Here is a 13,171-nt window from a genome sequence, read left to right on the forward strand (position 1 = left end):
GCCGGGCTCGCACGACTCCGAGGCGCCCGGCGGACGGGCGTCTTACTCCGTCTCTCCGGCCACCCGTGTCAGATAGGTGTCGAAGAGGTCCGGCTTGTAGAGGAGTTCGCCGTACTCGACGGGTATCCGGTACCCGTTCACCTCGGCGGTCGGTGTGCCCGGCCCGACGTGCCCGTTGTAGTGACCGGCGGCGGCGAACGCCTTCTCGGCGGAGTTCACGAAGCCCCGGTACTTCATGGTGCGCACCGCGGTGTCGAAGGCGGGCCCCCGCAACCCCTGCACCCTGCCCGCCAGTTGCAGCAGCCGCGCGTCGGTGAAGCCGTCCACCTCCTCGGCGGGCTGGTTCTGGTAGAGGACGGCGTGGTACTCGGCGAACTTCCCCTGCTCCAGCGCCGCGCGCAGCGCGTTCACCGCCTTCTTCGACCCGCTCCCGCCCAGCCGCGGGTCCAGGAACGACGCCATGGTGTACTCGACCTTGACCTTGCGCCGCAGCACCCATCCGGTCAGGACCGTTCCGCCGCCCGTGGTCTCGAACTGTGCGCAGTACGGGCAGCGCGGGTCCTCGTAGAGGTGCACGGTCACCTGTGCTCGGGGGTCGCCCACCAGGATGTCCGCGCCGTTCGCCTCCGCCTTCTCGGGCACGTCGGCCAGCCCGGAGTAGTCCGCCTCGGCCTGGCTCTGCCCTCCGCCCCCGGTGCCGCTCCCGGTGGGCCGGCCCCCGCCGGCCTGGTGCCGGGGTCCGCATCCCGCCGCGGCCGCACCGAGTACGCCCGCCAGGACGACCGCCGCCAGCCGTCTGCTCCCGCGCTTCAACCGCATCATGCCCCCGGTGATCCCGAAAAGGGGAGAGTAAGCCATCTCCCGCGAGGCGGCGGCAGCGGGCCCGCCGGAGGACGGCGGCAGCGTGCCTCCCGTCGCCAACACGCATGCCTGGAGCGGGGTTCGGGGGGCATCCGGACAGCAGAAAGGAGGGCTGCCGGATGACGACTCCCCCCGCGCCCCCGCCCAGCCGCGTCCCCGGCTGGGCGAAGGCCGTGACCGCCTTCGTGCTGGTGCTCGCGCTGCTGTTCGCCGGCATCGCACTGGCCGTACTGCCGGGCGTCAAGGACCTGTTCGGCACACGGACCCACGACCGCTCCGGTCCCGCGCTCCTCAAGTCCCTCAACGACATGAGCCGTTACGACGCCGCCTCGGGCGACTTCCAGGTCGTCGTCGACCTGGAGAAGGACACCAAGTACCTGCCGTCCGCCCTGCGCGGCACCCGGACCCTGTACGTCGGCGCCGGCACCGTGGACGCCTACGTGGACCTCGGCGGGCTCGGCGACAAGGACGTGACGGTGAACGCGGACCGTACGTCGGCCACGCTGCGGCTCCCGCACGCACGACTGGGCAAGCCGGCCCTGGACGCCGACCACTCCTACGCCGTCTCCAAGCAGCGCGGACTGCTCGACCGGCTGGGCGACTTGTTCTCGGACAACCCGGACAGCGAGCACGCCGTGCAGAGGCTCGCCGTATCCCACATCGCCGAGGCCGCCAAGGCCAGCGGGCTGACCGCACGGGCCGAGAGCAACACCACGGACATGCTGGAGGGTCTGCTGCACTCCCTCGGGTTCAAGGAGGTGCACGTCTCCTACGGCTCCTGACCCGCCCCCGGCCCGCGCCCGGCCACCCGCCTGCCGCACCGCCACCCCCTCTTCCCCTCGGGGACGCCGACGACTGGAGGACCGAATGGCCCGCACCGCCCTGTTCTCACGCGCCGCCTCTTCCAGCCGCGCGCCCCGCACGAGTCCCCTCGCCCGGTTCGCCCGTCGCGGCCGGGGCACAGCGGGAGCGAAGGCCCGCGGGGGCGACGCCCGTGGGGCCGCCATGGCGAAGCGTGCCGGGGCGGCGACGCCAGCCCCCGTGCGCCGCCGGCACGTGCTTGCGCTGCCGGTACGGATCCTGGCGATGCTGGTCGCCTTCGTCCTCATGGTGGCCTTCGCCGTCGTACTGGCCAAGATCACCCTGGTGCCGTCCCCGGCTTCGGTCTCCCTCGCGCACAGCAACCTGCATCCCGGCCGCTCCATCAGGGCCTATCTGGACGAGCCCGGACTGCGGGACGCCGTCAAGCAGATCGGCGGCAACATCCTGCTCGGCGTTCCGTTCGGCGTCCTGGTGCCGGTGCTCGCGCCGGGTGCCCGAGGCATCTGGCGGGTGCTGGTGCTGACCGCCTCCGTGATGCTGCTGGTGGAACTGGCGCAGGGCGCCCTGGTCACCGGGCGGGCCTTCGACGTGGACGACGTCATCCTCAACACCTCCGGCGCGCTGATCGGTTACCTGCTGGTGGGCCGGCGGCTGGGGCGGGTGCACGCCCGGCGCGAGGGCGCCTGAGGCGGAAGCCGCACCGCCCCTCCCCCGGCCGGGACGCGCCGTCGCGAAGCGGTCTCCGCGGGCGTCAGAGCCGGGGCCGGAGCACGTCGTAGGCCCAGGACGCCAGGGTGGTGGGGGTGGTGCTGCGCACCGTGCGGGGCTGTTCCGGTACGAAGCCGTCGCGCAGCCCGGTCGACATGCCGATGACCGCTTCGACCTGGCCGTCGGGCATGCCGGAGGCGCGCAGCAGGTGCCGCATCGCGTCGTCGTCGACGCGTTCGACGCGCAGCGGGCGGCCGGTGGCGGCGGACACGATGGCGGCGGCCTGCGGCCAGGTGAGATCGGCCGGGCCGTGGACCGCCTGGACATGGCGGCCGGACCAGTGGGTCGTCAGCAGGCGCGCCACCGCGACCTCGGCGATATCGCGCGGCGCGACCCAGGCAAGGGGCTGGTCCAGCGGCAGGATCACCGGGATCGTGCCGGCCCGGATGGCGTCACGGAAGGCCGTCAGATTGCTGAAGAAGTAGCCGCAGCGCAGGTGGGTGACCGTGGCGCCGAGCGTGTCGAGGGCGGTCTCGGTGCCGGCGAGGCCGTCGATCTCACCGGCTCCGTGGCGCAGTTCGGCGCCGACGCTGCTCTGGAAGACGGTCCGCTCGATGCCGTTGGCCCGTACGGCGCTCACGACGCTCTCCGTGGCCGCCGCGTAGTCGGCGAGCGGGTCCGGGCCCGTCGTCGGGGGGTCGACCCAGAAGAGGGCGTCGGCCCCGGCGGTGGCCGCGACGACCGCGTCCGGGTCCCGCTGGTCGACCGCGACGGCGTCGACCTCGCGGCGCACCGCGGGTTCGAGCCGACCGGGGTCGCGGGCGAGGACCAGGGGCCGGAGCCCGGCCCGGATCAGCTGGGCGACGACGTGACGTCCGACGTTCCCGGTGGGCGTGGTGACCGCGATACGCATGGCCTGGCGTCCTTTCGTTGGCGGGCAACGCGACACTAGGCGGCAAACCGGACATCCCCTGTCACCTTTCCCGTGGTGGCGGGTCCTGCCGACGCGGCGGCGCGTCGGCGGCCTTCCCGTCGACCGGCCGGCGGCGGCTGGCCGGTAGTCGCCGTCACGTCCTGATCCGCGCGGCAGCCCTTGCTACCGTGATCACGCCCGTGGGTGTGCGTCACGGGCGGATCCACGCGACGCGGAGAGGGCGGAACGATGCGGCAGGCGACCACGAATCCGGCAGGAAAGGTCCGCATCACGACGCACAGGAATCCGCACTCTCCCCATGAACAAGCTGAATCTGGGCATCCTGGCCCATGTTGACGCCGGCAAGACCAGCCTCACCGAGCGCCTGCTGTACCGCGCCGGGGTGATCGACGAGCCCGGCAGCGTGGACGCCGGCACCACGCAGACCGACTCGCTGGAGCTGGAGCGGCAGCGCGGCATCACCATCCGGTCCGCCGTGGCCACGTTCACCCTGGACGATCTCAAGGTCAACCTCATCGACACACCGGGACACTCCGACTTCATCTCCGAGGTCGAGCGGGCGCTCGGGGTGCTCGACGGCGCCGTCCTGGTGGTGTCCGCCGTCGAGGGAGTCCAGCCGCAGACCCGCGTCCTGATGCGGACCCTGCGCAGGCTGGACATCCCCACGCTCGTCTTCGTCAACAAGATCGACCGGAGCGGCGCACGCCCCGGCGGGGTGCTGCGGGAGATCCGCGACCGGCTGTCCCCCGCCGCCGTGGCGCTGTCCGCCGTGACGGACCCCGGCACGCGGCAGGCCCGCGCGACCCCGCTCGGACCGGACACCGACCCGGAGTTCACGGCTCGCGTCGGTGAACTGCTCGCCGACCAGGACGACGCGTTCCTCGCCGCCTACCTGGACGAGGAACGCGTCCTGACCGAGAAGGACTACGCGGCGGAACTGGCCGCGCAGACCGCGCGCGGGCTGGTCCACCCGGTGTTCTTCGGCTCTGCGACGACCGGTGCGGGGCTTGACCAACTGGTGTCCGGTATCCGGGAATTGCTGCCGCCCGCCCCGGATTCGGCGGACGGACCGCCGCACGCCACGGTGTTCAAGGTGGACCGCGGCGCGCGCGGGGAGGCCGTGGCGTATCTGCGGCTGGTCTCCGGCACGCTGGGCGCCCGCGACTCGGTCACGCTGCGCCGCGTCGACCACACCGGCCGGGTCACCGAGCACTCCGGGCGGATCACCGCGCTACGGGTCTTCGAGTACGGCGCGGACACCCGCGAGACCCGAGCGAGCGCCGGGGACATCGCGCGGGCATGGGGGCTGAAGGACGTACGGGTCGGGGACCGGGCCGGGCACCCCGACGCTCTCCCGCCGCGCGCCTTCTTCGCCCCGCCCAGCCTGGAGACCGTGGTCAGGCCGGAACGCCCGGCGGACGCCGGGCGGCTGCACGCCGCGCTGCGCATGCTGGACGAGCAGGACCCCTCGATCGACCTGCGGCAGGACGAGGAGAACGCGGCCGGCGCGGTGGTGCGCCTGTACGGGGAGGTGCAGAAGGAGATCCTCGGCAGCACGCTCGCGCAGTCCTTCGGCGTACGGGTCCGCTTCGGCCCCACGCGCACGGTCTGCGTCGAGAAGCCCGTGGGACGGGGCGAGGCGCTGATCGAGCTGGACCCGCGCGCACACGTCTACTTCTGGGCGACCGTGGGCCTGCGTGTCGGCCCCGCCGAACCGGGCGCGGGCATCACCTTCCGCCGGGCGGTGGACCTGGGCTCGCTCCCGCTCGCCTTCCACAAGGCCATCGAGGAGGCGGTGCACACCACGCTGCGGCACGGTCTGTACGGCTGGCAGGTCACCGACTGCGCGGTCACCCTGACCCGCACCGGGTTCGCCAGCCCGGTCAGCGCGGCCGACGACTTCCGCAGGGCCACGCCGCTGGTGCTGATGGACGCCCTCCGGCAGGCCGGTACGCGGGTGCACGAACCGGTCAGCTCCTTCGAGCTGGAGGTTCCCGCCGCCCGGCTCAGCCAGGTGCTGGCGAAACTCGCGGAGCTGGGCGCGACTCCCGGCGTACCGGCGGCCGAGGGTGACGTCTTCCGGCTGGAGGGCACGATGCCGACCCGCCTCGTGCAGGGCTTGCGACAGCAGGTTCCCGCACTGACTCGGGGGGAGGGGGTGTTCCTCGCCGAGCACCGGGGCTACCGGCCCGCTGCCGGACGACCGCCCGTGCGCCCGCGGCCCGAGGGACCCGACCCGCTGAACCGGGACGAGTACATCCTGCGCGTGCTCAAACGGCTCTGAGACCACCGGTTCCGCTCGGTGGCGCCAACCCCGGCGGGCCCGGCGGGACTTGTCAGGACGCCGGGCCTCGCCGGTCCCGCAGCCGGCCGGCGAACGCCCGCGCGGCGGCCAGGTCCCCGGCGTCCGGCCGCTGCTTGTTGATGCCGCCGAGGAGCTTGAAGGGCGCCCATGTGTCGAACGCCCGGCAGGAGAAGCACCCGTCCACCTCGAAGCCCTTGCCTTCGAGGAGCCGGACCAGGGGGCGGGTGAACGGCATCAGCGGGAACTCGGGGAGCCCGCTGGTGGCGAACACGAACGCCCGGCCCCGCCCGGCGGGAAGCGCCCTGACGAAGTCGGTCAGCCGGGGGTGGAGCCTGCCGTGGAAGACGCCCGAGCCGAACCCCGCGAGGTCGGCGGCGGCCAGCTCCGCCGGGTCGGCCTGCTCGGGAGTGACGACCTTCGCGCCCAGCACCGGGGCCAGGATGTCGGCGACGCGACGCGTATTGCCGTGCGACACGGAGGCGCACACGATGACGGACTTCATCTTCAGGATCCCTTCTCTCGCTTCCGTAGCGAGGACAGGGCGGCGGGGCCCGGATGTGACATCTCCCGGACATGACGGCGGTCACACACCGGGGGACGTCGCGTGCGCGGTCACCGCTGATCACCGCACGTCCGCGGGCGAGGGGACTCAGTCCCACTCCCAGGCGATGCCGAGGATGCCGGGCCGTATCTGCTGTTCCACCAGGTGGACCGAGCCGTGGGCGTTGAGGGTCAGGCTGGTGCCCGCCTTGCGGGGGGCGGTTGCGGAGGGGCGGGTGAAGCGGCGGCAGTGGACGGGGAAGGCGGCGCGGTCGAAGCCGACCTGGAGCGCGTACTGGCCGCCGCCGTAGGTGAAGCCGCGCACGTACTCCTCGCTGGGCGCGCCGGTCCCGTCCTCGAAGCGGTACCCGAGGACGGCCGTCTCCCCGGCCCGCAGCCGTCCGTCGAAGAGGAGCTCGACCACCACCATGCCCGAGGCGCTGTCCCGCCGGGTCCGCCCGACCCGGCAGTTGACGAGCCCACGCACCCGGACCCGCTCGGTGTCGCAGCCCGCGTCGCCGAGGTGGATGGCGAGATAGCGGTCGACGCCGTCGCGGTGGGCCCGTACGACATGGTGCGAGTCCCGCGCGGCCAGCTCCCTGCGGGCGCCGATGTGCACGTGCTCGTAGTGGATCACGGTGTGCAGCCCGCCGTCCTGCGGCGCCGCGAGGCTCGCCAGCATCCCTTCGAGGGCGGCGGCGGGTTCGAGGAGGGCGCGGTACGGGCGGGCCGGGGGACGCTCGCCGTTGGCACGCGGTCCGATCAGGCGGGTGAGCGCGTGCGGGGGCAGCTCCAGGACCTCCTCCAGCACGGTGACCGCGCGCAGCGATTCCGGCCGGTCGGGCCGCCGTAAACCGCGCTGCCAGTAGCTGAGACTGCTCACACCGACCCGTATGCCCCGCTGCGCGAGCCGGTGCTGCACACGGTGCAGGGCCAGCCCGCGCGCGGCGAGAGCGGCCCGCAGGGCGTCGGCGAACGGGCCGGTGCGCAGGGCTTCGGCGAGTTCGGCCTCGGGGACGGAGCGAGCGGCGGGGCGGCGGGACGGGCCACTCGGGCGCGGGGTGACGCGGGGGTCGGTGCCTCGTGCTGCCATCGGGGTCTTCCCTCTCCCGCCCCCGTGCTCGTCTTCCCGTGAACGTTCACTTCCCCGTCCCGGCACGGGGTGCTGCCCGTGGGCCGCCACCTGCCGGTACCGCGGGGGCGTTCACAACCGTACGCGCGGAGTTTACTTCACCACCATCCGCTGGAGACGGCCGTTGACCGGGGCCTGACGGGCCATCAAGACTGCTGGGGCAGCGTCCGGACGCGCACCGCCACCCCCACTCCGACTGGGAGCACTGCCATGTCCACTTCCAACCGGGGCCGCATACGGCTGACCGACCGGAGCCGTATCCGGCTGGCTTCGCTGGCCCTTGCGGCCGTCGCCGCCCTGACGCCCGCACTCCTGCCGGCGGTCACCGCGCACGCCGTACCCGACTCCCTGCGACAGGCGGCGCCTCGGGCCGCCGCACACCCCGCGCTCGCCACCGCCAAGCGCCTGAACATCACCATGCAGGCGCAGCAGAACAGCAATTGGTGCTGGGCGGCGAGCGGCAACACCATCGCCTCGTGGTTCGGGCGCGGCTACAACCAGAACCAGTTCTGCGACGCCGCGTTCGGCCGCCCCCAGGGCAGCCCCTGCGGCAACTGGCAGGCGTCGCTCGGCAATGTGCAGGACGCCCTCGACTGGATGGGCATCAACCCCGGTACGTACGTGCGGGGTTATCTGCGCTACGCCACCGTGCAGAAGGAGATCGACGCCGGCCGCCCGGTCGAGACACGCATCGAGTGGAGCTCCGGGGGCGGTCACATGCATGTGCTCTACGGCTACGACGCCACCGCCGGCCAGGTCTACTGGGGCGACCCGTGGCCCTCCAACTCCCGCTACAACTGGGCCGATTACGACTACTACGTGGACAACGACTCGTTCACGTGGACGCATTCGCTCTACGGGATCGGAGCGTGACCCCGATGACCTCGACCCGCACGCGCACGGCCGCCGCCCTGCTCACCGCCGCCGCGGCCTTCGGCGCACTCACCCCCGCCTCCGCCCACGCGGCCTCCGGCCCGGCCGCCCTCCCGGCGCCCTTCACGGCCACGGCCACCGCCGAGGCGCGCGCGGCGGCGACGGCTCCCGCGACCCTCCGGACGCTCTCGCGCTTCTTCGCCCGCGGCGGCGCCGTCAGGCCGGCCGCGGCCCGCCCGCGCCTGGCCGGGCCGTCGGTGACCGTCTACTCCCTCACCGCCGGTTTCGTCGCCGGGGACCCCGGCGCTCCCGTCGCCGCCCCGCGGTTCGTCGCGAGCAAGGCGGTCTCCGCCGACGGCCAGGTCGCCTCCCTGTGGACCGTGCGGACGGCGAAGGGGTGGAAGGTCGTCAACATCGCGACCGGCGGCGACGAGACCGACTACGCCGGCAAGGCGCACGGCCGCGGAACCGTCTTCCAGGAGCCGCAGATCGACGCCTGGTACGTGGTGCGCGACGGCCGCGTCCTCCCGCTCGACCCCGACGCGCGCCACGCCGTGGGCGAGGCCGGGGTGTCCCTCGCCGCCTACCAGCACCTGGTCCACCGGAAATACGGCGACAAGCTCCCCGGCTCCGCCTACGACCGCACGGGCAAGGGCGGCGGCTACGACGGCACGTCCGCGCCCGCGCCCCGCACCCACGCTGCCACCAGCGCCGCCACTGCCACTGCCACCGGCTCAACGGCTCTCCTTGCGGCCACAGTTGCAGCGGCCGCCGCGGCCGTACTCGCGCTCTGCCTCCGCCTCCGCCACACCCGGCGCGCGCGACACGTCGCCGGGTGACCGCGCACCGGGGTCCCCGGCCGGAATCCCGGTAAGAGCGGGGACCGAGCGAAAGCGATCGCCGGGCCCGGCGCCCCCACAGCGGCAGGCTCGGCGTTTTGGCCACCGACGTTCCAGGTTCCGGCCCAGGGGCCGCAAGGGTCGATGCAACCCGCACGCTTCGGCGTGCCCTGAATCCCAGGGTTGCCGACACGACCGAAACACATGTGTTCGAAATCCCGGCAGGTTCGTTGACCCCGAGGAGCAGCCACGCACTCGCCGAGGGGGACACCTTGATTTTGATCAAAGCACCAGCACATACGGATGATCACGGTCGTCCCGGCGCGGTGGCTGCCCACGCCGGCGCTCCGGGGGGCGCCCTGTGAAGAGGTTCTTCGGACGCGTGCGGATGGCGGAGCCGGAGGTCTCCGACGCCGAGCGGGAGCTTTTCGGCGGTCCTCTGCGGTACGACTCGGGCTGGTCGGAACACGAGCGGGCCTGGCTCGATCTGACGATGATGTCGGCGCTGCGCTCCATGCCGCGGCTGGTCGGGGCGACCTTGCGGATGGCGTGGCAGGCGGACCGCCGCGCACTGCTCACGGTCGCCGTCAGCGAGATCGGTCAGGGCCTCGCCGCGGCCGTCGGGCTGCTCGCGGTCAACGCCGTCATGCACGCGCTGCTCGGCTCCGGCACCCCCGAGCAGCGGCTGCACGCCGTCCTGCCCGGACTGCTCGCCGCCGCCGGAGCCGCCGTCGTCAACTCGGGCCTGGCCGGATGGTCGACCTCGCGGGCGGGCCGGCTGGAGCCGCTGGTGGAGCGGATCGCCACGACCCAGTACCTGGCCGCCGCCGCGTCGGTCGAGCTTGAGGCCATCGAGGACCCGGAGTTCCGGCGGCTGATCGATGTCGCCCAGTACGGCGCGGGGTCCGCCCGCCGCATGATCAGCGCCTGTGTGGCCGCGCTGAACGGTGTCATCTCCCTGATCTCCACGGCCGGCGTGCTCACCATCCTCCACCCGGCCCTGCTGCCGCTGCTGGTCCTGATCGCGGCGCCGCGCGGCTGGGGCGCGATGCGGGTGGCGCAGGAGCGGTACGTGTCGGTGATGAGCTGGGTCGAGCACGTGCGGGCCAGCCGCCTGATCGGCAACCTGCTCACCGAGCGCAGCGCGGCGCAGGAGGTGCGCATCCACGCCGTCGGTCCGTTCCTGCTCAGCCGCTACGAGCGGATGGCCGAGAGCGCCGAGGCCGAGCAGGAGCGGCTGGCCACCGGCAAGGCCGTCACCGAGTGGGTGGCCGCCGCGCTGTCCGGTCTCGCCATGGCGGCGACGTACGCGGCCATGTTCTGGCTGATCATGAGCGGGCACATGAGTCTGGCCGTGGCGGGGACCGCCGTCATCGCCGTCCGGTCCGGCTCGGCGAGCCTGGGCACGCTGGTGATGAACGTCAACCAGTTGCACGAGGAGTCCCTCTACGTCCGCGACCACTCCCGGTTCCTGGCCGAGGCGGCCCGGCGCACCATCCCCAGCGGGGGCGATCCCGTCCCGGCACGGGTGCGGCAGGTCGTCCTGGAGAAGGTGAGCTACCGCTATCCCGACCGTGAGGCCCCCGCCCTGGACGGGGTGACCCTCACGCTGCCCATGGGCTCGGTGACCGCCGTGGTCGGCGAGAACGGCTCCGGCAAGAGCACGCTGATGAAGGTGCTGTCGGGCCTGCTGCTGCCGCAGAGCGGGACCGTGCGGTGGGGTGAGGCCGACATCGCCGCCCTGGACCGCTTCGAGGTCTTCGAGCGCGTCGCGCTGCTCACCCAGGACTTCCAGCGCTGGCCCGTGACGGCGGCGTTGAACATCCGGATCGGCCGGCCGGGCCGGGCGGCCGATCCTGAGGACCTTCAGCCGTCCGTCGACTACGCGGGCGCGGGACCGGTCGTCGCGAAGCTCCCCGACGGGCTGCGCAGCCTGCTGGCCCGGATGTTCCGCGGCGCGAGCGAACTGTCCGGCGGCGAGTGGCAGAAGATCGGCCTCGCCCGGACCCACTGGCGCAGTTCCACCTCGGACGCCGACGGCGTGCTCATCGTGGACGAGCCCACCTCCGCCCTCGACCCGGAGGCCGAGATCGCCGCGTTCGAGCGCATCCGCCGGCTCGCCGCGCCGAACCGGGCCGTCGTCCTGGTCACCCACCGCATGTCCGGGGTCCGCCACGCCGACCGCATCCACGTCCTGCACCACGGACGGCTCGTCGAGCACGGCAGCCACCACGAACTCATGGCCGCCCAGGGGCGCTACGCCGCGATGTTCGACGCGCAGGCCGCCCAGTACGCTCCCACCGCCGCCATTCCCCGCCCCGGCTCCCCCGCCGTCGCCGACCACGGGAAGCCGCTCTGACGGCGACCGCCGCTCACAGGTGAGGGCAGACAAGGAGGCCAGTCGGTGACCTCGTTTCAGGAGATATCCGCACGGCGTGAAGCAGCCGCGTCGGACGGGGAAGCGGAGAGCCGTCCCCACGTTCCCAGAGGCTCGCTCGCCCTGGACGCCTCGTCCGCCCTCGATGAGCGGAACCGGCAGCTCGCGCACGCCGGGATCGCCGGCGCCGAGGACCTCCTGGTCGCCCGCTGCTTCACCTTCGACGAGGGCTCCACGACGTCGTGCGCGCAGGCCGCCGCGGAGGTCCGTCAGGTCTCCACGCCCTGGCCGCCAGTCGCCGTTGACCGGGTGCCGAGGTGTCGGCCGGGGACTTCGGGGCACCGGCGGAATATGGATGCACGGTCATGGGCCCGGACATGGGCACCGCGCGGTCGCGGCCAGGTGCGCCGGGCCGCGGACGGCAAGGCGATGGCGGTGGCGGCCCGCTCCGGCTTCGCCGCCCGTGGGCTGATCCACGTCCTGGTGGGCGTCATCGCGCTGCGGATCGCCTTCGGCGGCGACGGAGGACGGCAGCAGGCCGACCGGGGCGGCGCCCTGGAGGAGCTGGCCCATCGGCCCTTCGGGGTGGCGCTGCTCTGGATCGTCGGCGCGGCGCTTGCCGGTATGGGGCTGTGGCGGCTGTCGGAGGCGGTGTTCGGCGGGGCCGGGCCAGAGGCGGGCAAGCCGTCGAAGCGCCTGGCGTCGCTGGGCCGGTGTGTCTTCTACGCCTTCCTGTCCTTCTCGGTGCTGGCCTACGCGGTCGGCAGCCGGGGCAGCGGCAGCGGGTCCTCGGACCGCAGCACACGGGATGTCACGGCCATGGCCCTGCGGTGGCCGGCCGGGCAGTGGCTCGTGGGCCTCGGAGGCGTGGCCGTGGTGATCATCGGACTGTGGATGTCGGTACGGGCGCTGCGCAGGAAGTTCCGCCGGCAGCTGCGGACCGACGCCATGTCCCCGCGGACCAGGCGGTTCACTGACTTCTTCGGCGTGGTCGGCGGCACCGCGCAGGGCGTCGTCTTCGCCGTGGCGGGCGGGTTCGCCGTCGTCGCGGCCGCCCGGCACCGCCCCGGCGAGGCGAAGGGCGTGGACGACACCCTGCGCTCCTTCCGTGATCTGCCGGCCGGCCCCTGGCTGCTGGCCCTCATCGCGCTGGGCTTGATGGCGTTCGGTGTCTTCTCGTGGTGCGCCGCGCGGTGGCAGCGGCTGTGACAGCGGGCGCCGGAGCCGCGCGGGGTCCGGCGCCCCCGGTGTCCGCGAGGGCGATCCGGACGGTGATCCGCTTGCCCGGCGGCTCGGGCCGTATCTCGTACGACTCGGCGACGGCCAGGACGATCTCCAGCCCGTGCTGACCCACCCGCCGGGGTTCGGCGGCCCGGACCACCGGGGGGACGGGAACGGAGTCCCGCACCGAAATCTCGATCCGGCCACCCGAGAAACGGCCATCCACGGTCCGACCACCCGTGATCCGCAGGTCCATCGCGATCGGCCCCGGAGCGTACTTGCAGGCGTTGGTGACCATTTCGCTGACGACGAGCCGGGTGAGGTCGAGGGCCCGCGCGGAGACCGCGATGCCGTGTTCGGTCCGGACGCGGCTCAGGAACCGTACCGCCTCCTGCCGTGCCGCGGCGATGCAACCGGGGTTCGAGTCGAACTCGGCGGTCGCGGACCGCGCTCGGGCGGCGGCGGGCCGGCCGCCGCAGATACGGGAGCCGGGCGCCGTGCGGATCGTGGGCGCTGCGTTCACCTGGCGGTCCCTACCCCGCGCGCCGGACTCCATGCC

General features: G+C 73.3%; 12 protein-coding genes. 7 read left to right on the forward strand and 5 right to left on the reverse strand.

The window, feature by feature from the left end; translation table 11 throughout:
* Positions 1-42 precede the first annotated feature (42 nt).
* On the reverse strand, positions 43-822 hold the full coding sequence (locus ACZ7EC_RS03185; protein WP_471057070.1) for a DsbA family protein: 780 nt from the start codon (positions 820-822) through the stop codon (positions 43-45).
* 158 nt (positions 823-980) lie between these two features.
* Here ACZ7EC_RS03185 and ACZ7EC_RS03190 point away from each other — a divergent pair, with 158 nt between their 5' ends.
* Together ACZ7EC_RS03190 and ACZ7EC_RS03195 are read left to right on the forward strand one after the other, a co-directional pair.
* Complete coding sequence (locus tag ACZ7EC_RS03190; RefSeq protein WP_471057073.1) at positions 981-1,643, forward strand: DUF4230 domain-containing protein; 663 nt, start codon at positions 981-983, stop codon at positions 1,641-1,643.
* A 223-nt stretch (positions 1,644-1,866) separates the two neighbouring features.
* Entirely contained in the window at positions 1,867-2,370 is a 504-nt protein-coding gene (locus ACZ7EC_RS03195) for a VanZ family protein (RefSeq protein WP_471057076.1), read from the forward strand.
* 64 nt (positions 2,371-2,434) lie between these two features.
* Here the strand turns inward: ACZ7EC_RS03195 and ACZ7EC_RS03200 are convergent, their stop codons facing one another.
* Positions 2,435-3,304, reverse strand: a complete 870-nt coding sequence (locus tag ACZ7EC_RS03200) for an NmrA family NAD(P)-binding protein (RefSeq protein WP_471057079.1) — start codon at positions 3,302-3,304, stop codon at positions 2,435-2,437.
* A gap of 319 nt (positions 3,305-3,623) precedes the next feature.
* Here ACZ7EC_RS03200 and otr(A) point away from each other — a divergent pair, with 319 nt between their 5' ends.
* Positions 3,624-5,609 carry a tetracycline resistance ribosomal protection protein Otr(A) gene (gene otr(A), locus ACZ7EC_RS03205; protein WP_471057082.1) on the forward strand — a complete coding sequence of 662 codons (1,986 nt, stop codon included), beginning with the start codon at positions 3,624-3,626 and terminating at the stop codon, positions 5,607-5,609.
* A 52-nt stretch (positions 5,610-5,661) separates the two neighbouring features.
* Here otr(A) and ACZ7EC_RS03210 read toward each other — a convergent pair whose 3' ends face one another.
* Positions 5,662-6,132, reverse strand: a complete 471-nt coding sequence (locus ACZ7EC_RS03210) for a flavodoxin family protein (RefSeq protein ID WP_471057085.1) — start codon at positions 6,130-6,132, stop codon at positions 5,662-5,664.
* A gap of 147 nt (positions 6,133-6,279) precedes the next feature.
* A complete protein-coding gene (locus ACZ7EC_RS03215) occupies positions 6,280-7,263 on the reverse strand; it encodes a hypothetical protein (protein WP_471057088.1) in 984 nt (327 codons plus the stop codon).
* Positions 7,264-7,512: 249 nt separating this feature from the next.
* On the opposite strand from ACZ7EC_RS03215, the gene ACZ7EC_RS03220 reads away from it, so the two are divergent.
* The 4 genes from ACZ7EC_RS03220 to ACZ7EC_RS03235 all read left to right on the forward strand — a co-directional run bounded on the left by ACZ7EC_RS03220 (position 7,513) and on the right by ACZ7EC_RS03235 (position 12,600).
* Entirely contained in the window at positions 7,513-8,175 is a 663-nt protein-coding gene (locus ACZ7EC_RS03220; protein ID WP_471057091.1) for a papain-like cysteine protease family protein, read from the forward strand.
* 5 nt (positions 8,176-8,180) lie between these two features.
* Positions 8,181-9,014 carry a hypothetical protein gene (locus ACZ7EC_RS03225; protein WP_471057094.1) on the forward strand — a complete coding sequence of 278 codons (834 nt, stop codon included), beginning with the start codon at positions 8,181-8,183 and terminating at the stop codon, positions 9,012-9,014.
* A 388-nt stretch (positions 9,015-9,402) separates the two neighbouring features.
* Positions 9,403-11,373: an ABC transporter ATP-binding protein gene (locus ACZ7EC_RS03230; RefSeq protein ID WP_471057097.1), complete on the forward strand. Its 1,971-nt coding sequence runs from the start codon at positions 9,403-9,405 to the stop codon at positions 11,371-11,373.
* Positions 11,374-11,820: 447 nt separating this feature from the next.
* The gene (locus tag ACZ7EC_RS03235; protein ID WP_471057837.1) at positions 11,821-12,600 is read left to right on the forward strand and encodes a DUF1206 domain-containing protein; all 780 of its coding nucleotides are present in this window, start codon (positions 11,821-11,823) and stop codon (positions 12,598-12,600) included.
* Here the strand turns inward: ACZ7EC_RS03235 and ACZ7EC_RS03240 are convergent.
* On the reverse strand, positions 12,533-13,135 hold the full coding sequence (locus tag ACZ7EC_RS03240) for an ATP-binding protein (protein ID WP_471057100.1): 603 nt from the start codon (positions 13,133-13,135) through the stop codon (positions 12,533-12,535). The two genes, ACZ7EC_RS03235 and ACZ7EC_RS03240, sit on opposite strands and share 68 nt — an antisense overlap.
* Between the last annotated feature and the right edge of the window lie 36 nt (positions 13,136-13,171).

The sequence above is a fragment of the Streptomyces sp. NPDC037203 genome (assembly GCF_055605065.1).